This is a genomic window from Lysobacter sp. Root76 (assembly GCF_001428685.1).
GTDB lineage: Bacteria > Pseudomonadota > Gammaproteobacteria > Xanthomonadales > Xanthomonadaceae > Lysobacter.
In genome coordinates, this window is sequence record NZ_LMIK01000005.1 from 129,973 (window position 1) to 149,995 (window position 20,023).

A 20,023-nucleotide genomic window follows, 5' to 3' on the forward strand; every position below is an offset into this window, starting at 1 on the left:
GGCGTGCAGCCCGGGTGTTGGCTGGGCGGCAGTCGCGGCGGACGTTCGGCCGCGTCGGCTTACTTGCTGCTGACGTACTTCTCGCGACGGATGTGCGGAATCGGCAGGCCGTGCGTCTTCAGCGCCTCGAAGCAGGTATCGACCATGTTCGGATTGCCGCACAGGTAGGCGATGTCGGACTCGCCGTTGGGCGCGAACTCGTCGAGGAACTGCTGCACGTAACCGTGGCGGGTGTCCGGATGCGGGTCGACCGGCAGCTCGCGCGAATAGCAGGGCACGAAGCGGAAGTTCGGCTGGCGGTCGGCGAAGGCGCGGAACTCGTCGCCGTACAGCAGCTCGTCCGGGGTGCGCGCGCCGAACATCAGCACCACCTCGATACCGCGTTCGCGGATCAGGGTTTCCAGCTGCGGCAGCATCGCCCGGTACGGGGTCACGCCGGTGCCGGTGGCGATCAGCAGGTAACGCCGGTTGGCGTCGGCCGGCATCAGGCAGAAGCGCCCGAACGGACCGCTGGCGTCGATCGTGCCGCCTTCGTCCAGGCCTTCGAACAGCGCGGTCGCCGCGCCGCCGGGCACGTAGCTCACCGCGATCTCCACCGCCTCGCCCGGTCCCAGCGCGTGGTCGTGGATGGTCGCCAGCGAGTAGCTGCGCTTGGTCGCGGTGCCGTCGGCGTACTGGAAGTGAACCTGGATGAACTGGCCGGGGATGTAATCCAGCGGCTGGCCGTCGTCGCGGACGAAGGTGTAGTGGCCCACGGTGGGGGCCAGCATGCGGCGCGAGACGAGCTTGAGGGGGAAATGCTGGATGGCCACGGCTACCGACAAACCTGCAACAGTCTGTGGCCGGAGCGCGACCACGGGGGCGCCTATACTACCGGTTATCGCCGCGCGGCTCGCGGTGCAGGCTTCCCGAAATGACCCAAAACCAAGCTGGTACGGCCTCCGCGTCCACGGCGGCCGGCGGCGCCCCCGGGGCGCCCGCGCTGTCCGTGCGCGCGCTGCGCAAGACCTACGACAACCGCGTCGAGGCCCTGAAGGGCGTCTCGCTCGACGTCGCCCCCGGCGATTTCTTCGCCCTGCTCGGCCCCAACGGCGCCGGCAAGTCGACCCTGATCGGCATCGTCAGCTCGCTGGTCAACCTCAGCGAGGGCTTGGTGGAGATCTTCGGCACCGACCTGGCCCGCAACCGCAGCGCGGCGATGCGCCTGATCGGCCTGGTGCCGCAGGAACTCAACTTCAACATGTTCGAGAAGCCGCTCGACATCCTGGTCAACTACGCCGGCTTCTACGGCGTGCCGCGCCAGATCGCGATCGAGCGCGCCGAAGAGGAACTCAAGCGCGCCCAGCTGTGGGACAAGGCGCAGATGATGAGCCGGACCCTGTCGGGCGGCATGAAGCGCCGGCTGATGATCGCGCGGGCGATGATGACCCGGCCGCAGCTGCTGATCCTCGACGAGCCCACCGCCGGCGTCGACATCGAGATCCGCCGCGGCATGTGGAAGACGCTGCGCGAGATCAACGCCTCCGGCACCACCATCATCCTGACCACGCATTACCTGGAAGAGGCCGAGAGCCTGTGCCGGAACCTGGCGATCATCGACCACGGCCGCATCGTCGAGCAGGGTCCGATGAAGGCGCTGTTGGCCAAGCTCGACGTCGAAGGTTTCCTGTTCGACATCGACGGCGTGCTGCCGGCGGCCTTGCCTGAGATCGAAGGCGCGACCCTGAGCGCGGTCGACGACCACACCCTGGACCTGGAAATGCCGCGCGCCATGGACCTCAACCGCGTGTTCGCGACCCTGGGCGGGGCCGGCATCCGCGTGCGTTCGATGCGCACCAAGTCCAACCGCCTGGAAGAACTGTTCGTGCGCCTGACCAGCGACAACCTCGACAAGGGCCCGCTCGGCAACGGCGTGCCCGCACAACCGGAGCAGAGCGCATGAACGACCTGGCTCCGAACGCCCAGCCCACCAACGCGCAGCGCAACCTGACCGCGCTGGGCACCATCGTGCGGCGCGAAGTCGCGCGCATCCTGCGCATCTGGGGCCAGACCCTGGTGCCGCCGGCGATCACGATGGCGCTGTACTTCCTGATCTTCGGCGGCCTGATCGGCTCGCAGATCCGCGACATGGGCGGCTACAGCTACATGGAGTTCATCGTCCCCGGCCTGGTGATGATGAGCGTGATCCAGAACAGCTACGGCAACATCTCGTCCAGCTTCTTCGGCGCCAAGTTCGGCCGCCACGTCGAGGAGCTGCTGGTCAGCCCGATGCCGAACTGGGTGATCCTGGCCGGCTACGTCGCCGGCGCGGTGCTGCGCGGGCTGATGGTCGGCACGATCGTGCTGCTGATCGCGATGTGCTTCACCAAGGTGAGCGTGCCGCATCCGTTGGTAACCCTCACCACCGTGCTGCTGGGCGCGACCATCTTCTCGCTGGCGGGCTTCATCAACGCGGTGTACGCCAAGAAGTTCGACGACGTCGCGATCGTGCCGACCTTCATCCTGACCCCGCTGACCTATCTGGGCGGCGTGTTCTATTCGGTCAAGCTGCTGCCGCCGTGGGCCGAAGCCATGACCCACGCCAATCCGATCTTCTACATGGTCAATGCCTTCCGCTACGGCCTGCTCGGCAGCAGCGACGTGCCGCTGTGGGTGGCGTATGCGCTGATGCTGGGCTTCGTCGCCGCGCTGGCGACGCTGGGCCTGTGGCTGCTCAAGCGTGGCGTGGGCCTGCGCAGTTGAGTTGGCGCAGGATCGCGCTCGCTTCGATCCTGGGCGCGGGCGTATGCACCACCGCGTTCGCCGCACCGGCGTCCGATGCCGGCGAAAGCGCCCTGCACGAGCGCGCCATGGACGACGGCACGCGCCTGACCCGGGCCTCGCTGTGCGGTTATGTGGACCCCGAGCTGGAGCGCTTGAATGAAATTTTGCGCGTCGCGGCCGAGGCGCGCTTTCGCGCGGCCGGGCGCGAGTTCGACCAGAGCGCTTACGACGCCGGCTTCTATGCCGGCATGCAGCGGGCCATGAGCCAGTTGCTGCAACTGCCGTCGGAGCAGGTCGAAGACATGCAGCGCTATCGCGCGACGCATTGCGCGCAGGTGCGCAGCGAGATCGACGCGCTGCTGGCCGGGACGGCCCCGGCCACGCCGTAAGGACGCTCAAGCGCGGCATCGCGCCAAGCCGGGTCGCCGCGTTTTCCCGCCGCCGCGACGCACCGGCCTTTCAATCGCACACCGCCCCATCGGCGCCATCGGAACGGCACATCTGCGGCCAGCCATGTTCGCGCCACAAGGCGATCAGCCCGCTGCGCCGCAGGTAGGCCTGGAACGCCGGATCCTGGCGCAGCGCGCGCGACTCGGGCTGCCACAGCACCCACTGGTACGAGGCGTAGCCCGCGCGCTGCACCGCATCCAGGCTGTCGATGTCGCGCGGGTAATCGCGCACCGGCAGCAATAGCCGGGTGAAGTCGTAGTGGACCTGACCGTAGCGCGGATTGCGTTCGGAGTACTCGATCGCCGGCAGCACCGCCGGCCAGCGCGAAGGGTCCCGCAGCGCCGCGGCCGCGGCGATTTCGGAGTTGCGCCAGGGCTGGTCCGAGGGCAGGGCGCTGGCGATGCGCGCGGCGGTGGCGTAGTCGCGGCGCCAGATCGCGTTGAAGTAGCGCGCGGTCTGCGACTGGATCGGGTCGGCCATCGCCAGGTGCGACTGCGCCTCGTCGTGACGGCCCAGGGTGTCGAGCATCCGTCCGCGCCAGAAATGCAGCGCCGGGTCGTAGGGCGCGATCAGCAGGATGTCGTCGATCTCGCGCAGAGCCTGGTCGACGTAGCCCATCGACGCCAGGCGTTGCGCATGCGCGCCGCGCCATGCGGTATCCGAAGGCGTCAGTGCGATCGAACGCTGCGACAGCGACAGGCATTCCTGCCACTGCTGTTCGCGGCAGGCGCGGCTGGCCAGCACGCCCAGCGCTTCGGGTTGTTGCGGGTCCAGCTTCAGGGCGGTGGCGGCGGTTTGCTCGGCTTCGCTGCGCAGTTCGTTGCGGCCGGGCTCCGGCGCCAGCGAGCGCAGCCACAGCTTGGCCGACAGCGACCCCCAGGCGCGCGCGTAGCCGGGGTGTTCGCGCAGCAATTCGCGCAATGCGGCTTCGGACGGCAGGCTGGCGGAATTGGTGTTGCGCAGCCCGCCCGGCGAGGCATTGCGCGCGATCAGATAGCGCTGATACAGCGCCGGGTCCTCGTCCTTGGGCGGCGCCGGCGGCTTCTGGCTGAGCTGGCGCTGCATCGCGTTGCCGATCGCGTAGGCGATGTTGCGCTGGATCACGAAAATGTCGCGGAACTCGCGGTCCAGGTCCTGCGTCCACAGGGTGCGGTCGCTGGCGGCCTCGACCAGGCGCAGGCTGATGCGCAGGCGTTCGCCGTCCTGGCGCACGCTGCCTTCGAGCACGTGGGTGGCGCGCAGGCGGCGCGCGATCTCGGCCAGCGGCAGTTTGGTGTCGCGGAACTGGACCGAGGAGGTGTGCGAGGTCACGCGCAGGCCGTCGATGCGCGCGAGCAGGCCGATCAGCTCCTCGCTGAGGCCGTCGGCGAAGTCGCGGCTGCGCGGGTCGTCGCCGAACGCGCGCAACGGCAGCACCGCGAGTACCGGCGCGGTTTCGTGGTGGGCGGCGACGGCGTCGGTGGGCGGGGCGTCGCCGCCGCGGTCGCCGCCGTAACGCCACCAGACGCCGGCGCCGGCGCCGGCGGCGAGCAGCAAGGCCAGCACCGCCAGTACGGCGATGCGCCTCGGTGGCCGGCGCTGCGCGGCGGGCGGATGATCGCCGGCGCGACGCAGCCGCGGTTCCGCCTCGGGCTCGATTTCGACCGGCGGCGCGACGACCGCCCCGGTATCGGCAGCGCGAGCCGCCGCCGGCAGATCGAAGCGATAACCGTAGCCGTGCACGGTGTGCAGGTACCGCGGCGCCTGCGCGTCCTCGCCCAGGGCATGGCGCAGCAGGGTCATGACCCGGTTCAGCACGCCCGGGGTGACGTGGCGGTGGCCCCAGACGGCGTCGAGGATCTCGTCGCGCGCGTACACCCGCCCGGGCGAGCCGGCCAGCAAGGCCAGCACCGCGAACGCCTTGGGTTCCAGCGCCTGGGCTTCGCCGCCACGCAACAGCCGGTGGCCGCTGCGGTCGATCACGATGTCGTCGAAGATCAACGGGGCCAGGTCGGACGGCGGTGGGTCGGTTGGGCTCATGGAGTGCGGGCGGGCCATCGGGGGACGGGCCATTAACGTTTACGCGAAGGCGGCGATGACCCGGCCTAAGCTTTTCCCAAGCTTAGGTCCGCGCCCTCAGGCTTCCCAGCGACCTTCCTCATACCGCCCTCAAGACCGTGAGGGCGCGCGGCGCGAGCCTGTCCGGGCCGGGTCGTCCGGCGCCTCAGGACCCCACGCCATGAACCTCGCCACCCTGTCCCTGGCCGCCGCGCTCGCGCTCATCGCCGCGCCCGCCGCCGCCGCACCGCCGCAAGCCACGTCGTTGCTGATCGACTGCGAACGTCCGGCACTGCCCGACCAGCAGGCGGTCGCACGCCTGACCGGCATCGACAACCTCAGTCAGGCCTACGCGGTGCGCGCGCGGCTGATGGCCGACGCCAGTCGCGCCTGCAACCGCGACGGCGCGCGGCAGGTGCGCCTGGTGCTCGCGCCGCAGGCCGGCGACGCGCGCCGGCTCGCCGCCGCCCGTTAACTGCTAACCGTTAACCCCGCGCGCACGCCGCATGCGTTCTACTGGCGACCTCGAACGATCCGGAGCCACCGCATGCGCCTGTCCTTTCTGTCCGCCGCTGTTCTGGGCGCGGCGTCCCTGAGCGCCGCCCTGGCCGGTTGCGCCGGCACCGACGCCGGCAAGACCGCGGCACCGGCGCAACCGGCCACGGCCGCGACGGAGACTGCCGCGCCCGCCGGGCGCCCGGCCGCCAAGATCGCCGCCGATCAGGTCGGCAAGGTCAGCCCGGTGCCGGCGTTCAAGGGTTTCGGCGAGCACTGGTCGGTCGATATCCAGGCCAGCGGCGACGACTTCGACCATACCGTGGCCCTGACCTGGGGCTCGGGCAGTTATAACGCGACCGGCCACGCGCGCTACCAAAAGCCGACCGCTGGCGCGCCGAACTCGCCGATCGTGCTCAGCGGCGATCTGGCCACCGCCCAGGGCGCCAAGCCCATGACCATCGAGATTTCGCGCCAGGACTGCACCGACGACGGCGACCGTCCGCACCAGCACAGCGTACGCGTGCGGGTCGAGGGCATGGACCCGATGCGGGGCTGCGGCGACCTCGCGGTGTACTGATCGCGGTCGCTCGCACAGGCATGTCACAGGGCCGCGGGCTGGATCGTCGTTCCAGTAAGACGGAATGATCCGTCATCCCTGGAGCGCTCCATGAACGACACCGCCGCCGCACGCCCGATCAACTACCAGCGCGAAATCCCCGACGTCCTGCAGGCCATGGGCAGCGTGCACCGCGCCATGGACGGCTACGGCCTGGAGCGCGGCCTGCATCATCTGGTGCAGCTGCGCGCGTCGCAGATCAACCGCTGCGACTACTGCATCAAGCTGCACACCCGCGAGGCGCTGGAGGACGGCGAAACCGGCACGCGCCTGGAGCGCCTCGCCGACTGGAGCCAGGCCGCTGATTTCAGCGCACGCGAATGCGCCGCGCTGGCCTGGACCGAGGCCCTGACCCGGCTCGAACCCGGCGCCGAACTGGGACCGCTGCGCGCGCGCCTGCGTGAGCACTTCAGCGACAATGAGATCGGCGTGCTGACCTCGAGCGTGGCGATGATCAATCTGTGGAACCGGATCCAGGTGTCGAGGCATTGATGCAGGCAGGCAGCCGCAACGACGCCGCCGGCCTCGCGTTCGAAACCCATCGCCGCCTGTTGACCGGCCTGGCCTATCGCATCCTCGGCACGCGCGCCGACGCCGAGGACGCGGTCCAGGACACCTACCTGAAGTGGCAGGACGCCGACCGCGCCGCGATCGACAACCCGGCCTCGTGGCTGACCACGATCTGCACCCGCCGCTGCATCGACCTGCTGCGGGCCGCGCACCGCACCCGCGTGGACTACGTCGGCTCCTGGCTGCCCGAGCCCATCCACAGCGCCGGTGACGACCAGCCCGAGGCCGCGCTGTCGCTGGCCTCGTCCTTGAGCACCGCCTTCCTGTTGCTGCTGGAACGGCTGACGCCGAAGGAGCGCGCGGCCTACCTGCTGTACGAGATCTTCGACGTGCCGTATCCGCAGATCGCGCGCACCCTGGAGCTGCGGGAGGCGGCGTGCCGCAAGCTGGTCTCACGCGCCAAGGCGCACGTCGAGCAGGGCGGGGTGCGCCACGTCACCCCCTTGCAGCGCCAGGACCAGCTGCTGGCCGCGTTCGAGGGCGCCATCGTCAGCGGCCGCACCGACGCCTTCGCCGCGCTGCTGGCCGACGACATCGAGCTGCGCGCCGACAGCGGCGGCAAGGTGCCCACGCGCCTGGACGTGATGGTCGGCCGCGAGCAGGTGCTGGACTTCGTGCTCGGCTCGCTGCGCCAGTACTGGGGCGAGTACCGCTGGACCGTGTCCGACCTCAACGGCGCGCGCGGCGTGATCCTGGAACACGAGGGCCACGTCGCCGCTTCGCTGTCCTTCGCCTACGACGAGGACGGCCGCGCGACCCGCATCTACATCATGCGCAACCCGGACAAGCTCGCCGCCCTGGACGCGCCGGCCATCGTCTGAGCGCGTGCACGGATTCACGCGCGTCCCCGCCGGACGTTGGAGACGGTAGACGGCAAGACCGCCGTCGCCGTCCCAGGAGTCGTCCATGCGTGTCCCCGTCGTTGCGGTCGCCGGTCTGCTCTTGGCCGCCGCGCTCAGCCTGTGGCCGGCGCCGGTGCGCTCGGCCGATCCGGCCACTCCCCATTTCCCGGCGCCGGTGTTCCGCGGCGGCAACCAGGGCTGGGGCCTGATCTTCGACAGCGGCGCCAAGCCGCTGCGTTACGGCCTGGTGGTGCCGCAGCTGGCCGGCGTCGCCCACGGCGGCCTGATCCAGGACCCGCAGGTGCCGTCGCAGCCCGGCCGCTACGCCCTGGTCGGCCGCGTCAACATCAACAACCAGCTGCGCGAGCTGGTGGTGCGGATCAACAAGGCCGGCGTCGGCAAGAGCTGCCTGGATAGCGCCGGCAAGGCGCATCCCTATGCGGTGATCGTCGGCGCGGCGCAAACGGCCAACTGGTACGGCTGTGGCGACTTCAGCGCGCAATGAGCGCGGTCGCGGGCGCCGCGTCCCATGGCTGGGGCTGCTCGCGTTCGTGCTCGCCGGCCTGGGCCTGCCTCCGGCGCCGGCGACGGGCGCCGCCGGCCAGCGCCCGATCGCCCGCGACACAGCCGTGGACTGTGTGGCGATGGAAGCGACGGCGGCGGCCCAGGCCGGGGTTTGCGGGGAAACGGCGGCGGTGTTGTTCGCGTCGGCGGGCGATGCGGGCGGCGGGTGGCGTTGAGGTTCCGGTGGCGTGGTCGCGGCTTACGCCGCTCCTACCCCAAAGCGGGATTGGTGCGCTTCTGCCTTGGACGGAAGCGTCGCGTGCGGCCGCTCACGCCGGCGACAGGCGGAAGAACTCGCGTGCGGTCGCGGTGCTGTTGGCGGCGGTGACCGCCACCTCCTCGCCGCGATCGCGCGCCAGTTCTTCGACGATGTGCGCCAGGTACATGGGCTCGTTGCGGCGGTGCGAGGGCGCGGGCTTGACCGTGCGCGGCAGCAGATAGGGCGCGTCGGTCTCGATCATCAGGCGATTCGCCGGGATGTTCCTGACCAGCTCGCGCAGATGCTGGCCACGGCGCTCGTCGCAGAGCCAACCGGTGATGCCGATGTGCCAGTCCTGATCGAGGTAGTCGAACAGCTCCTCGCGCGTGCCGGTAAAGCAATGCACCACCGCCGCGCCGAGGCGGCCGTCGAAGTTGCGCATCGTCGCCATGAAATCGGCGTGGGCGTCGCGCTGGTGCAGGAACAGCGGCTTCCGGGTATCGACCGCGATCTGCAGCTGCTGCTCGAACGCGCGCCGCTGCGCCGGGCGCGGCGAGAAATCGCGGAAGTAGTCCAGCCCGCATTCGCCGACCGCGACCACCTCGGCATGGGCGAGCAGGGCGCGCATCTCGGCGTCGCATTCGGCGGTGTATTCGCTGGCGTGATGCGGGTGCACGCCGGCGGTCGCGTACAGCTCGCCCGGGTGCTTGCGCGCCAGCGCCAGGGCCTTGGGCGAATGCTCGCGGCTGGCGCCGGTCACCACCATCTGAGCGACCCCGGCGTCGCGCGCGCGCTGCAGCACCGCGTCGCGGTCGGGATCGAAGCTGTCGTGGGTGAGGTTGGCGCCGATGTCGAGCAGTTGCATGGGGATCGCGGTCTTCGCAAAGCGCGCAGTTTAGCAATGCGGGCGTGCGGCTCTTTGTGGGAGCGGCGTAAGCCGCGATTGGGTTGGATAGGGGACGCAGTGGGTGGTCCGGGCGGACAGAGCCATCGCGGCTTACGTCGCTCCCACAGAAAGCAGGCGCGCACCCGCCCCTGTGGGAGCGGCGTGAGCCGCGATTGGGTTGGACGGAGGACGTTCTGGGCGATCTCGTCGTGGAGCCATCGCGGCTTACGCCGCTCCCACAGGAAGCAGGCGCACACCCGCCCCTGTGGGAGCGGCGTGAGCCGCGATTGGGTTGGACGGAGGACGCTCTGGGCGATCTCGCCGTGGAACCCTCGCGGCGTTCGCCGCTCCGCCGCAGGCAAGCGCGCCGCCCCCGCGTATCCTTGCGCGCGTGACCGCGCCTGCCTTCCCCATCGACCCGCTGCTGCCGCAGATCCGCGACAGCCTCGCCGCCCATCCGCGTCTGGTGCTGGAAGCGCCGCCGGGGGCGGGCAAGACCACCCAGGTGCCGCCGGCGCTGCTCGATGCGCCCTGGCTGCAGGGCCGCAAGATCGTGATGCTGGAACCGCGCCGGGTCGCGGCGCGCGCGGCCGCGCAGTTCATGGCGCGCCAGCGCGGCGAAGCCGCGGGCGAGACCGTCGGCTACCGCATCCGCTTCGAGAACCAGGTGTCGGCGCGGACCCGGATCGAGGTCGTCACCGAGGGCATCCTCACCCGCATGATCCAGGACGACCCGACCCTGGACGGCGTCGGCGCCCTGCTGTTCGACGAATTCCACGAACGCCACCTCGCCGCCGACCTCGGCCTGGCCCTGGCTCTGGACGTGCAGGCCGCGCTGCGCGAGGACCTGCGCATCGTGGTGATGTCGGCGACCCTGGACGGCGAACGCCTGGCCCAGTTCCTCGACGCGCCGCGCCTGAGCAGCGCCGGCCGCAGCTATCCGGTGAGCATCGCCCACCACCCCGCGCGCCGCGACGAGAAGCTCGAACACCAGACCCGGCGCGCGGTCGAACAGGCGCTGGTCCAGCATCCCGGCGACGTGCTGGTGTTCCTGCCCGGCCAGCGCGAGATCGCGCGCGTCGATGCGGCCTTGCAGGCCAGCGAGGCGGTGCGCGGCGTCGATGTGCTGGCGCTGCACGGCGAACTGCCGGTCGAACAGCAATCGCGCGTGCTGCAGCCCGATCCCGACGGCCGCCGCCGCGTGGTGCTGGCGACCAACGTCGCCGAGTCCAGCGTGACCTTGCCCGGCGTGCGCGTGGTGATCGACGCGGGCCTGGCGCGCGAGCCGCGCTACGACCCCAACAGCGGCTTCGCGCGCCTGGACGTGGTGGCGATCGCGCAGGCCTCGGCCGACCAGCGCGCCGGCCGCGCCGGCCGCGTCGCCGCAGGCTGGGCCTACCGCTTATGGCCGGAATCGCAGCGCCTGGAGCCGCAACGCCGGCCCGAGATCGCCCAGGTCGAACTGGCCGGACTGGCGCTGGAACTGGCCGCGTGGGGCGACGCCTCGTTGCGCTTCCTCGATCCGCCGCCCGGCGGCGCTCTGGCCGCCGCGCGCGAACTGCTGCAGCGCCTGGGCGCGCTCGACGGCCGCGCGATCACCGCCTTCGGTCGGCGCATGCTCGCATTGGGCACGCATCCGCGCCTGGCGGCGATGCTGCTGGCGCCCAGCGATGCCGGCGAACGCGCGCTGGCCTGCGACCTGGCCGCGCTGATCGAAGCGCGCGATCCGCTGCGCAGCGGCGGCGATGCGCTGGCGGCGCGCTGGCAGGCCTTGGCCGCGTTCCGCGCCGGCCGCGCCCCGGCCGAGGCGTCGCGCTCCGCATTGGCCGCGCTCGACCAGGCCAGCAAGCAATGGCGCCGGCGCCTGCGCGTGGATCGCGCGCCGCCGTCGCAGGTGCCCGCGCACGCGCTCGGCGATCTGCTGCTGCATGCGTTTCCCGACCGCATCGCGCGCCAGCATCCGTCCGATCCCTACCGCTACCAGCTCGCCAACGGCCGCAGCGCGAAACTGTTCGACGACAGCGCGGTCTACGGCGAGCCCTGGCTGGTGATCAGCGAGCTGCGCGACGATCCGCGCGATGCGCGCGTGCTGCGCGCCGCGCCGCTGGACGAAGCGCGCCTGGAGCGCGAATTCCCGCAGCGCTTCGTCAGCGAGGACCGGGTGGTCTGGGACGCGGCCGCGCGCGGCATCGCCGCGGTGCGCGAGCGCCGCTACGACCGCATCGTGATCGACAGCCGGCCGCTGGCGCGACCGGATCCTTCGCGCTACGCCGATGCCCTGGTCGATGCGGTGCGCCAACTCGGCCTGGATGCGCTGCCCTGGACCGAATCGCTCAGGCAGTGGCGCGCGCGCGTGCGCTGCCTGCGCGCCTGGTTGCCCGAGCTCGCCGGCGAGCTGCCGGATCTGTCCGACGATGCGCTGATGGCCACGCTGGACGACTGGCTCAAGCCTGCGCTCAGCGGCAAGACCCGGCTCGACGCGCTCGGCGAAAGCGAACTCGGCGAAGCCCTGCGCTCGCGCCTGGACTGGTCGCTGCGGCAGCGCATCGACGCGCTCGCGCCGACCCGCATCGTCGTGCCTTCCGGCATGGAGCGCGGCATCGACTACGCCTACGACGAGGAAGGCGGCGCCGCCGCGCCGGTGCTGGCGGTCAAGCTGCAGGAACTGTTCGGCCTGGCCGATACCCCGTGCATCGCCGACGGCCGGGTGCCGCTGACCCTGCACCTGCTGTCGCCGGCGGGCCGGCCGCTGCAGGTCACCCAGGACCTCAAGGGCTTCTGGGAGCGCACCTACCCGGAGGTGAAGAAGGAAATGAAGGGCCGCTACCCCAAACACCCCTGGCCCGACGATCCCTGGACCGCGACCGCGACCCATCGCGCCAAGCCGCGCGGCACCTGAGCGCGCAGCGAGCCATCGCCTACACTCACCTTCCTTTCGCCGTCCTTTGCCGCGCATGAGCGCCAGTCCCGCCGACCTGCCCGAGTTCCTGCCGTTCAAGCTCGACCTGGTCGGCCGGCGCGTGCTGTGGCTGCGCCTGAGCGCGGACCAGCGCGCCGAGGCCGCCTTCCTGGACGACCGCGCGCTGCCCGCCAATCCCGAGGGCGGCTGGATGCCCTTGGCGTCGTTGCCGCCGGCCGACGCGCCGGCCGCGCGCCATGCCGACGCGATCTTCCACATAGGCCATTGCGGCTCGACCCTGCTCAGCCGCGTGCTCGGCGCCTGGCCGCAGGTGCAGGGCCTGCGCGAACCGCTGCCGCTGCGCACCCTGGCCGAGGCCTGGCCGCAACTGGGCCGGCCCGAATCGCGCCTGTCCGGCGACGAAGCGCCGCAACTGCTGCGCGCGCTGTGGTCGAACTGGAGCCGCGCCCTGCCGCCGCAGACCCGCAGCGTGGTCAAGGCCACCAGCGGCTGCAACGGCCTGATCGCACCGCTGTTGGCGGCCTGCGCCGATACGCGCGCGGTGCTGCTGGACATGCCGCTGCGGCCGTACCTGGCGACGCTGCTGAAATCGCCGGCCTCGGTGCTGGACGCCGCCAGCGCCGCGGGCGAACGCCTGCGCGATCTGCAGGCGCGTGGCCATGCCGCCGATGCGGCGCTGCATGCCTTGTCGCTGCCGCAGCAATGCGCGATGGGCTGGCTGGCCGAACGCGTGCGCTTCGCCGCGCACGCCCACGGCGAGCACGCCGCGCGCGTGCTGCGCGTGGATTTCGAAACCTTACTCGCGCAGCCGGAAGCCAGCTTGCAGCGCGTGGCGGCGCATCTGGATCTGGAGGCGCAGGGCGTGTCGCGCGCGCTGGCGTCGCCTGCCTGGGGCCGCTATTCGAAAGCGCAGACGCACGGTTACGGCGCCGACGATCGTGCCCACGACCTGGCGTTGGCGATGCAGCGGCATGCGTCCGAGATCGCCGAAGGCGTGGCTTGGGTCGAGGCCGCCGTGCGGCGCGAGCCGTCGTTGGCTCAGGCCGTCGCCGGCTGACCCACGCTGCGTGGGACGCCCGCTTCGCTCTCGCCTTGCTCTGGGGTAGGAGCGGCGTAAGCCGCGACCGCGAACCCCGTCTGCCGGCGGAGGTTCCGTTCCAGGCCGGCCCCTGCCTCCTGTGGGAGCGGCGTAAGCCGCGATCGCGAACTCCGAGGTTCTGCGATGGCTTCGTTATCTTGCGCATCGCCGCGTCGGAATGGATCGATCGCGATGCTGCGGTGGCCACCGCACCCTATGGCAAGCGCCGGCGTCAGCGTTCTTCGGCTGCGCCGTCGTTGGCGTTCCCGCCATCCCGGCTATCGCCGTCACCGTCCTTCTTTCGCGCAAGCGCGAAGAAGCTGGCGATGCAGCCGACGAACAGCGCGAAGTAGACCACGCCGAAGAAGAAAGAGTGGCGGTTGCCCAACAGCGACCAGGCGTCGCGGAACAGGAACACGCCGATCAGCAAGAGCATGCACAGCAGCACGCCGGCGCCGGCGAACCAGGCGTGGGACGGTCGGCCGAGGCTGAGCATCACGACGAACGTCAGCAGGCTGAAACCCATAAACGGGATGCCGAACATGATCGTCGTGAGGCCGGAGAAATCGGCCGCCGACGCGGTCGCGGGCAGGGCCGCGCACAAGCCGGCGGCGAGGACAGCGCGCGAGCGCGAAACCGGGCTCAGGTGTCCGCCCACATCCGGAACAGGTTGGTCCGCAGCGATTCCAGCAGCACCTGCAGGCGCGGCTCCGGGCCGCCGGGGCGGGCGGCGACGATCGCGCGCGCTTCGTCCAGCTGCACCAGCAGTTCGCGCTTGGACACATCGGCGACCCAGCTCTGCAGCCAGGTGATCGCGGCCAGGCGCACGCCGCGGGTGACCGGAGTGACGCGGTGGATGGTGGTGGACGGATACAGGATCGCGCTGCCGGCTTCGAGTTTGTAGGCCAGGTGCTGGGCGCCCAGTTCGATGGTCAGCTCGCCGCCGTCGTACTCGGTCGGGGCATTGAGGAAGATGGTGCACGACAGGTCGCTGCGCAGCGGCGGCGTGGACGGGAACAGGGCCTCGTCGACGTGCCAGCCGTAGTTCATGCCCGGCTCGTAGCGCACCACCGTGGTCCGCGCCATCTGGCGCGGATGCGCGAACACGCGCACGTCGGGATGGCGCATGAAGGCGTCGCGTGCGATCTGGGCGATGCGCGCGTTGGCCGGGTCCTCCTGCGGCGCCTGCATGTTCTGCTTGACCGTGGAGTCGGGGTTGGTGATGCGGCCGTCGCCGAAACGCACCTGCGGCAGCAGCTCGCGCACGGCCTGGAGTTCGGCGGCGTTGAGCACGTTGGGCAGCACTCGGATCATGGCGGCTCGCATCGGGGTCGGTCCCGGATCGGGCGACCGGGTACGGCCATGATCGGCATTCAGCCGCGGGCGGGCAATACGCGACCCCGATCACGCCATGTCAACGATCCGAGCAGGAGACTGGACCCCGCATTCCAGCCCCAGGATCCGATCCGATGAGCAAGCTCAATTCGCTGCCCGACCGCGCAATGGAACTCGTCGCCACGGTCGGCGAGAGTCTCAAACAGGTTCCCGGCAGCGCCGGCAAGCTGCTCGAAGCCGGGGTCGTGCTGGGCGCGGTCAAGACCGGCGCGCGCGTGGCCGGCGGTTTCGTGCGCCGCAATCCGGCGATCGCGGTCGCCGCGGTGGCCGGCGCCGGCCTGCTCTGGCTGGCCGCGCGGCACCGGGCCAAGCGCAACCGCGACGAGCCGATCGAAGGCAGCGCCAAGCGCATCGAGGCGCGTCGCGGCGAAGCCGGCACGCGCCGGCGCAGCCGCAGCACCCGCAAGGCGGGCGACGAAAGCGCGGCGACCGAGTAATCCGCCCGGCGGAGGGCCGTAACCGGGGGCGCGGCGACCGCCGCGCCGGTATCAGGGCGCTTCCGGCAATTCGACGATGAAGCGCGCGCCGCCGTGGCGGCGATCCTCGTACCAGAGCTGGCCGCCGAAGTTGGCGACGATCTGCCGCGCCAGCGACAGGCCCAGGCCGTTGGACAGGCCGTCGTCGACGGCGTCCTCATGCAGGCGCACGAAGGGTTTGAACAGTTCGCGCTGACGCGCCGCGGGGATGCCGGGGCCGCGGTCGGCCACGATCAATTGCCAGAACCCCGGCGCGCCGGGACGCGCGGCCAGCAGCAGTTCGCTGCCGGGGGCGTACTTCATGGCGTTGGTGACCAGGTTTTCGCTGACCTGGCGCAGCACGCGCGGGTCGATCGCGACTTCGGCCGGACCCGGCGGCGGCACGACTTCGATGCGGATGCCGCGCGCTTCCAGTTGCATCTCGTAGCGGTGCACCAGCCATTGCAGGGTCTGGCCCAGGTCGGCGCGCTCGTCGCCGCCGGCTTCGCGCTTGCCGGCGCTGCTGCTTTCCAGGTAATGACGGATGTAGCCCAGGGCGTCGTCGGCGCTCTCGTGGATCATCTGCAGGTAGCGCGGCACGCGCTCGGGCCGGCAGCCGCCGGCGCGCAGCAGGTCGCTGGCGAACAGCACGCTGGTGAGCGGGTTCTTGAGGTCGTGGGCGACCAGATTGACCAGCTCCTCGCGCTCGCGCGCCACCCGCTCCAGGCGGTCGCGGGCGAGCTTGAGGCCGATGTGGGCGTTGACCCGCGCCAGCAGTTCCTCGGGCAGGAAGGGCTTGGTCACGTAATCGACCACGCCGGCATCGAAGGCGCGCAGCAGCAGATCGCGGTCGTGGGCCGCGGTGACGAACACCACCGGCACCTTCAGCGGCCCGTTCGCGCGCAGCGCGTTCATGACGTCGAAGCCGTCCATACCCGGCATCATCACGTCGAGCAGGATCAGGTCGGGTTCGGATTCGGCGTAGCGGGCCAGCGCCTCGTCGCCGCTGGAGGCCGGGATCACTTCGTAGCCCTGGCGCTGCAGCAGCATGCCGACCACGCGCAGATTGGCGGCCTGGTCGTCGACGACCAGGATGCGGCCCATGGACGTGGCGGCGATGGTCATACGTCCGGTGTCGCTCCCCAGGGCTTGCGTGGCTTGCGCGAGGTCGGACAAAAGGTGTTCGCCGCGGGCCGGAGCCGGCGTTGTTTGCGGCGATTCCAGCCGCGCCTTTGACACGTCTTCGATGCGCATTTCGGTCGCAAGTTAACAGAATCTTTCGCGTCGATGCGACGCGCGTCCCCGCACAGTCTGAACCATTCATTGGCGTTGGCAATGCGCGGGAACGGGGAGGTTTGTGAAGGGCGGCGGGCGCCTCCTGGCGGCGTCGCTGGGCGGCATTCGGGGGCCTTTCGGAGGCCGGACCCGCGGGGCGCGGGCTCGGCCGCTCGGCTGGGTCGCCGGGCCGGGGCGCCGGCCCGGCCCGGCGCCTTCCCGCACGGCCAGGCGGCCGCCGGCTCGGCTTCGGCCCGGAGCCTGGCGGATCGAATGTGCCCACCGACGCAGGATGCGGTGCCTGCTGCGGCGGCGCGCTCCGGCCACGGCCGGCACCGAATCCCCGGGCCGTGGCCGCTATCATGGCGGCGCTTCGTCTTCGCGATTCCGCCGTGACCCCGACCCACGACCCCGCCGCGCGGCGCCTCGGCCTGAGCCTAGCCGCGGCCGGCGCGATCCTGTTTTCCGCCAAGGCGATCCTGGCCAAGCTGCAGTACCGCTACGGCATCGACGCGCTGGACGTGATGGCCTTGCGCATGTCGCTGTCGCTGCCCCTGTTCGTCCTGCTCGGCCTGCGCGAAACCGGCCGCGCCCGCGCGCGCGGCGACGGCCTGAGCCGGCGCGACCTGGGCCTGATCGTGGTGCTGGGCGTGCTCGGCTATTACCTGTCCAGCCTGTTCGATTTCTGGGGCCTGGAGTACGTGCCGGTGTCGCTGGAGCGGCTGATCCTGTTCCTCAATCCGACCTTCGTGCTGCTGATGAGCGTGTTCGCGTTCGGACGCAAGGTCGCGCGCAAGGAATGGATCGCGATGGCGGTGAGCTACGCCGGCGTGGCCCTGGTGATGGCCGAGAATCTGCGCGTGGAAGGCGATCACGTGCTGCTGGGCAGCGCGCTCGTGCTGATGGCGGCGTTCTGCTACGCGCTGTACCTGGCGATGTCGGGGCAGGTGATCAAGCGCGTGGGCTCCCTGCGCCTGGTCGCCTACGCGATGGTGGTGTCGACCGCGGCGACCTTGATCCACTACCTGATCGCGCGCGATCCCGCGCATCTGCTGCAACTGCCCTGGCAGGTCTACGGCCTGGCCGCGGCCAACGCGCTGTTCTGCACCTTCCTGCCGGTCACCTTCACCATGGCCGCGGTCGCGCGCCTGGGCGCGGGCACGGCGGCGCAGCTGTCGGTGCTGGGGCCAGTGTCGCTGGTGTTTTTGGGCGGCTGGGTATTGGGCGAGGCGATCACGCCGGTGCAGATCGTCGGTACCGCGGTGGTGCTGGGCGGGGTGCTGATCCTGACCCGCCCCGGTGCGAACTCGGTGCCGGTGGCGCCGCCGGTGGCAGCGCGGGAGTAAACGGGCGGTGCGGGCTGCGGTAGGGGGCGGCATCGATGCGCGCTTCGATCGTTGCGTCGTGGCTTTGCTGTCGCGGTCGCGGCTTACGCCGCTCCTACAGGAAGCCCTTCGCCGCTCTGGGGTAGGAGCGGCGTAAGCCGCGACACGCCACCACAAACACGACGCAACCCGCACGCCGTCTGTGGGAGCGGCGTAAGCCGCGATCGCGCCAACGCGAACCACGACGAACCCTCGCCGCACTAGACCACCCGCCATTCCCCCGGCGCCAAACCCTCGATGCGATGCTCGCCGATCGCGACCCGCACCAGCCGCAGCGTAGGCAGACCGACCGCGGCGGTCATGCGCCGCACCTGACGGTTGCGGCCTTCTCCGATGCTCAGTTCCAGCCAGGCATCCGGCACGGTCTTGCGGAATCGCACCGGCGGATCGCGCGGCCACAGCGCCGGCGTATCGATGCGCATCGCCTGAGCCGGACGGGTGCGGCCGTCGTTGAGTTCGACGCCCTCGCGCAAGGCGCGCAGTTGTTGCTCGGACGGCTCGCCTTCGACCTGCACCCAGTAGGTCTTGCTCTGCTTATGGCGCGGATCGGTGAGCCGGTGGGCGAGGCCGCCGTCGTCGGTGAGCAGCAGCAGGCCTTCGCTGTCGTGGTCGAGCCGGCCGGCGGCGTACACCTGCGGCGGCAGCCCGAAGCCGGCTAACGTCGGCCGCGGCGGCTGGCTGCGGTCGGTGAACTGGCAGAGCACCCCGAACGGCTTGTTGAACGCGATCAGCATGCGTGCATGATCGCGCAGGCCGGCGCACCGCGCCAAACGCACGCGGCGATGCGGGACCGCGGCGCGCTTACTTCCAGTCGCCTACGCGCAACTCCAGGCGCATGCTGCGGGCCCGGCCGGGATCGAGCGAACCGCGGCTGGATACGCCGATCACGTAATCGCCATCCTGCGGCGGGGCGAAGACCAGCAGGGCGTTGTTGTCTTCGCCGCCGTCGTCGTCGCTGGCGAGCCGGCCGAGCGAGGACAGGCCGTTGCCGTAGACCTCCAGGTAGGGGTCGAACTCGCGACTCGCGGCTTCGATCACGTAATGCTTGCCGGCCTGCAGCGGGCCGATCAGCGCGTACTGGCGGAACTCGTCTTCTTTGCGCAGCAGGGGCGCGCGCAGGCTGGCCTCGTCGTTGCGGCGCTGCGGCGGGTTGGTATAGACCTGGCCGAAGCGCAATCGGTCCAGTGCGGGCGCCGGCAGTTCGCGTGCGCTCGCCTCGCCTGTCGCTGCGGGTTTGCCGTCGCGTCCGTTGCGCTCGACCCGGATCGCGAACGGCGCATCCTGTTTGGGCACGCAGGCGTCCAGGTCCAGGGTCAGCAGGTAGTTGCCGCTGTGCGGCGCGCGGAACGCGAGCGAGCGGCGGCTGCCGTCGCGGCTATGGTCTTCGCGCGTCTTGGGGTCGGAGCTTTCGCCGGAGTCGCGCCTGGGGCCGCTCACCGTCAGCTCGAACGCGCGCGGCAGCAAGCCGCCGCGGTACTCAGCTTCGATCTGCACCAGGTCGCCGCTTTCGACCCAGGGCAGGGCGAAGTAGCGACGCTTCTGCAAGGCCTGGAAACCGGCGGCGGCCAGGCCTGGGTTGCACGCACCTGGCGGTTGCTCGCTCTGCGCGTCATCGGATGGCTCGTCGGCCTGCTCCTCCGACGACTCGTCCGCTTCGAGCTCTTCATCCGGCCGCACCGCTCGGGGCGCAGGCGCGCCCTGCCAGGGCGCGTCGAACAGACTGTAGCGGCCGCGGTACTGCACGCCCGGTTGCAGCGGCGCCGGCACGATCTCGTGCACGAGCGCTTGCGCATTCGGGCCCAGCATCGGCCGGGCGGCCGCGTCGACCGCGCTGCCCGCGGCATCGGCGGCGCTGGCCACGGCGCCGTCGGCACCGACGACGGGGGTGTCGTCTGACGAATAGACTGCGGGCACTTCTGCCTGGCTGTCCGCGTCGAAGTAGCGCTGCAGGCCGTAGCCCAAGGCGTGGTACTGCGCCGGCAGCAGCGACCGCAACGCGAGCAGGCCCAGCGCCGGCACCAACAATGCGGCGACCAGGATCCACAGAAACTTGCGTGGGCGGCTCATGCGGCGATTCCGATAAGGCGGTG

Annotated in this window: 20 protein-coding genes; 12 read left to right on the plus strand and 8 right to left on the minus strand. The window is 70.9% G+C overall.

Translation table 11 applies throughout. From position 1 onward, the window contains the following. Positions 1-59 precede the first annotated feature (59 nt). Complete coding sequence (locus ASE10_RS07940) at positions 60-770, minus strand: ferredoxin--NADP reductase (protein ID WP_055905636.1); 711 nt, start codon at positions 768-770, stop codon at positions 60-62. Positions 771-913: 143 nt separating this feature from the next. On the opposite strand from ASE10_RS07940, the gene ASE10_RS07945 reads away from it, so the two are divergent. The 3 genes from ASE10_RS07945 (at position 914) to ASE10_RS07955 (ending at position 3,152) form a co-directional block, all read left to right on the plus strand. Beyond that, positions 914-1,942: an ABC transporter ATP-binding protein gene (locus ASE10_RS07945; protein ID WP_056306225.1), complete on the plus strand. Its 1,029-nt coding sequence runs from the start codon at positions 914-916 to the stop codon at positions 1,940-1,942. Next, complete coding sequence (locus tag ASE10_RS07950) at positions 1,939-2,742, plus strand: ABC transporter permease (protein WP_055905642.1); 804 nt, start codon at positions 1,939-1,941, stop codon at positions 2,740-2,742. Before ASE10_RS07945 ends, ASE10_RS07950 begins: the two co-directional genes overlap by 4 nt. A gap of 107 nt (positions 2,743-2,849) precedes the next feature. Next, positions 2,850-3,152, plus strand: a complete 303-nt coding sequence (locus tag ASE10_RS07955) for a hypothetical protein (RefSeq protein ID WP_156087551.1) — start codon at positions 2,850-2,852, stop codon at positions 3,150-3,152. 70 nt (positions 3,153-3,222) lie between these two features. On the opposite strand, the gene ASE10_RS07960 is transcribed toward ASE10_RS07955, so the two are convergent. Next, entirely contained in the window at positions 3,223-5,232 is a 2,010-nt protein-coding gene (locus ASE10_RS07960) for a winged helix-turn-helix domain-containing protein (RefSeq protein ID WP_162250455.1), read from the minus strand. Positions 5,233-5,431: 199 nt separating this feature from the next. Between ASE10_RS07960 and ASE10_RS07965 the strand changes: the two genes are divergently transcribed. From ASE10_RS07965 to ASE10_RS07985, 5 genes are all read left to right on the plus strand, one after another. Further along, on the plus strand, positions 5,432-5,725 hold the full coding sequence (locus ASE10_RS07965) for a hypothetical protein (RefSeq protein WP_055905653.1): 294 nt from the start codon (positions 5,432-5,434) through the stop codon (positions 5,723-5,725). A 72-nt stretch (positions 5,726-5,797) separates the two neighbouring features. Beyond that, on the plus strand, positions 5,798-6,325 hold the full coding sequence (locus tag ASE10_RS07970) for a hypothetical protein (protein WP_055905656.1): 528 nt from the start codon (positions 5,798-5,800) through the stop codon (positions 6,323-6,325). A gap of 90 nt (positions 6,326-6,415) precedes the next feature. Beyond that, on the plus strand, positions 6,416-6,856 hold the full coding sequence (locus ASE10_RS07975; protein ID WP_055905659.1) for a carboxymuconolactone decarboxylase family protein: 441 nt from the start codon (positions 6,416-6,418) through the stop codon (positions 6,854-6,856). Further along, positions 6,856-7,755 carry an RNA polymerase sigma factor SigJ gene (gene sigJ / locus ASE10_RS07980; protein ID WP_055905662.1) on the plus strand — a complete coding sequence of 300 codons (900 nt, stop codon included), beginning with the start codon at positions 6,856-6,858 and terminating at the stop codon, positions 7,753-7,755. Before ASE10_RS07975 ends, sigJ begins: the two co-directional genes overlap by 1 nt. A gap of 85 nt (positions 7,756-7,840) precedes the next feature. Continuing rightward, positions 7,841-8,281, plus strand: coding sequence for a hypothetical protein (locus ASE10_RS07985; RefSeq protein ID WP_157481129.1), 441 nt, complete (start codon positions 7,841-7,843; stop codon positions 8,279-8,281). Positions 8,282-8,609: 328 nt separating this feature from the next. On the opposite strand, the gene ASE10_RS07995 is transcribed toward ASE10_RS07985, so the two are convergent. Further along, the gene (locus ASE10_RS07995) at positions 8,610-9,404 is read right to left on the minus strand and encodes a TatD family hydrolase (protein ID WP_055905670.1); all 795 of its coding nucleotides are present in this window, start codon (positions 9,402-9,404) and stop codon (positions 8,610-8,612) included. Positions 9,405-9,816: 412 nt separating this feature from the next. Here ASE10_RS07995 and hrpB point away from each other — a divergent pair, with 412 nt between their 5' ends. Next, the gene (gene hrpB, locus ASE10_RS08000) at positions 9,817-12,324 is read left to right on the plus strand and encodes an ATP-dependent helicase HrpB (RefSeq protein WP_056306227.1); all 2,508 of its coding nucleotides are present in this window, start codon (positions 9,817-9,819) and stop codon (positions 12,322-12,324) included. Between the two features lie 55 nt (positions 12,325-12,379). Further along, entirely contained in the window at positions 12,380-13,402 is a 1,023-nt protein-coding gene (locus ASE10_RS08005) for a hypothetical protein (RefSeq protein WP_056306229.1), read from the plus strand. A 253-nt stretch (positions 13,403-13,655) separates the two neighbouring features. Here ASE10_RS08005 and ASE10_RS08010 read toward each other — a convergent pair whose 3' ends face one another. Both ASE10_RS08010 and ASE10_RS08015 read right to left on the minus strand, forming a co-directional pair. Beyond that, positions 13,656-14,081 (minus strand): hypothetical protein, encoded by a 426-nt coding sequence (locus ASE10_RS08010; RefSeq protein WP_055905677.1) that lies wholly within the window; start codon positions 14,079-14,081, stop codon positions 13,656-13,658. Then, positions 14,066-14,737: a Fe2+-dependent dioxygenase gene (locus tag ASE10_RS08015; RefSeq protein WP_055905680.1), complete on the minus strand. Its 672-nt coding sequence runs from the start codon at positions 14,735-14,737 to the stop codon at positions 14,066-14,068. Before ASE10_RS08015 ends, ASE10_RS08010 begins: the two co-directional genes overlap by 16 nt. Positions 14,738-14,892: 155 nt before the next feature. Here ASE10_RS08015 and ASE10_RS08020 point away from each other — a divergent pair, with 155 nt between their 5' ends. Continuing rightward, positions 14,893-15,255, plus strand: a complete 363-nt coding sequence (locus ASE10_RS08020; protein WP_055905683.1) for a hypothetical protein — start codon at positions 14,893-14,895, stop codon at positions 15,253-15,255. 51 nt (positions 15,256-15,306) lie between these two features. Here ASE10_RS08020 and ASE10_RS08025 read toward each other — a convergent pair whose 3' ends face one another. After that, positions 15,307-16,398, minus strand: coding sequence for a hybrid sensor histidine kinase/response regulator (locus tag ASE10_RS08025; protein WP_162250120.1), 1,092 nt, complete (start codon positions 16,396-16,398; stop codon positions 15,307-15,309). Positions 16,399-16,940: 542 nt separating this feature from the next. On the opposite strand from ASE10_RS08025, the gene ASE10_RS08030 reads away from it, so the two are divergent. Further along, the gene (locus ASE10_RS08030; RefSeq protein WP_055905831.1) at positions 16,941-17,894 is read left to right on the plus strand and encodes a DMT family transporter; all 954 of its coding nucleotides are present in this window, start codon (positions 16,941-16,943) and stop codon (positions 17,892-17,894) included. A gap of 239 nt (positions 17,895-18,133) precedes the next feature. On the opposite strand, the gene ASE10_RS08035 is transcribed toward ASE10_RS08030, so the two are convergent. Both ASE10_RS08035 and ASE10_RS08040 read right to left on the minus strand, forming a co-directional pair. Continuing rightward, positions 18,134-18,667 (minus strand): pseudouridine synthase, encoded by a 534-nt coding sequence (locus tag ASE10_RS08035; RefSeq protein WP_056306260.1) that lies wholly within the window; start codon positions 18,665-18,667, stop codon positions 18,134-18,136. Between the two features lie 67 nt (positions 18,668-18,734). Then, positions 18,735-20,000, minus strand: a complete 1,266-nt coding sequence (locus ASE10_RS08040) for a hypothetical protein (RefSeq protein ID WP_056306230.1) — start codon at positions 19,998-20,000, stop codon at positions 18,735-18,737. Positions 20,001-20,023 lie beyond the last annotated feature (23 nt).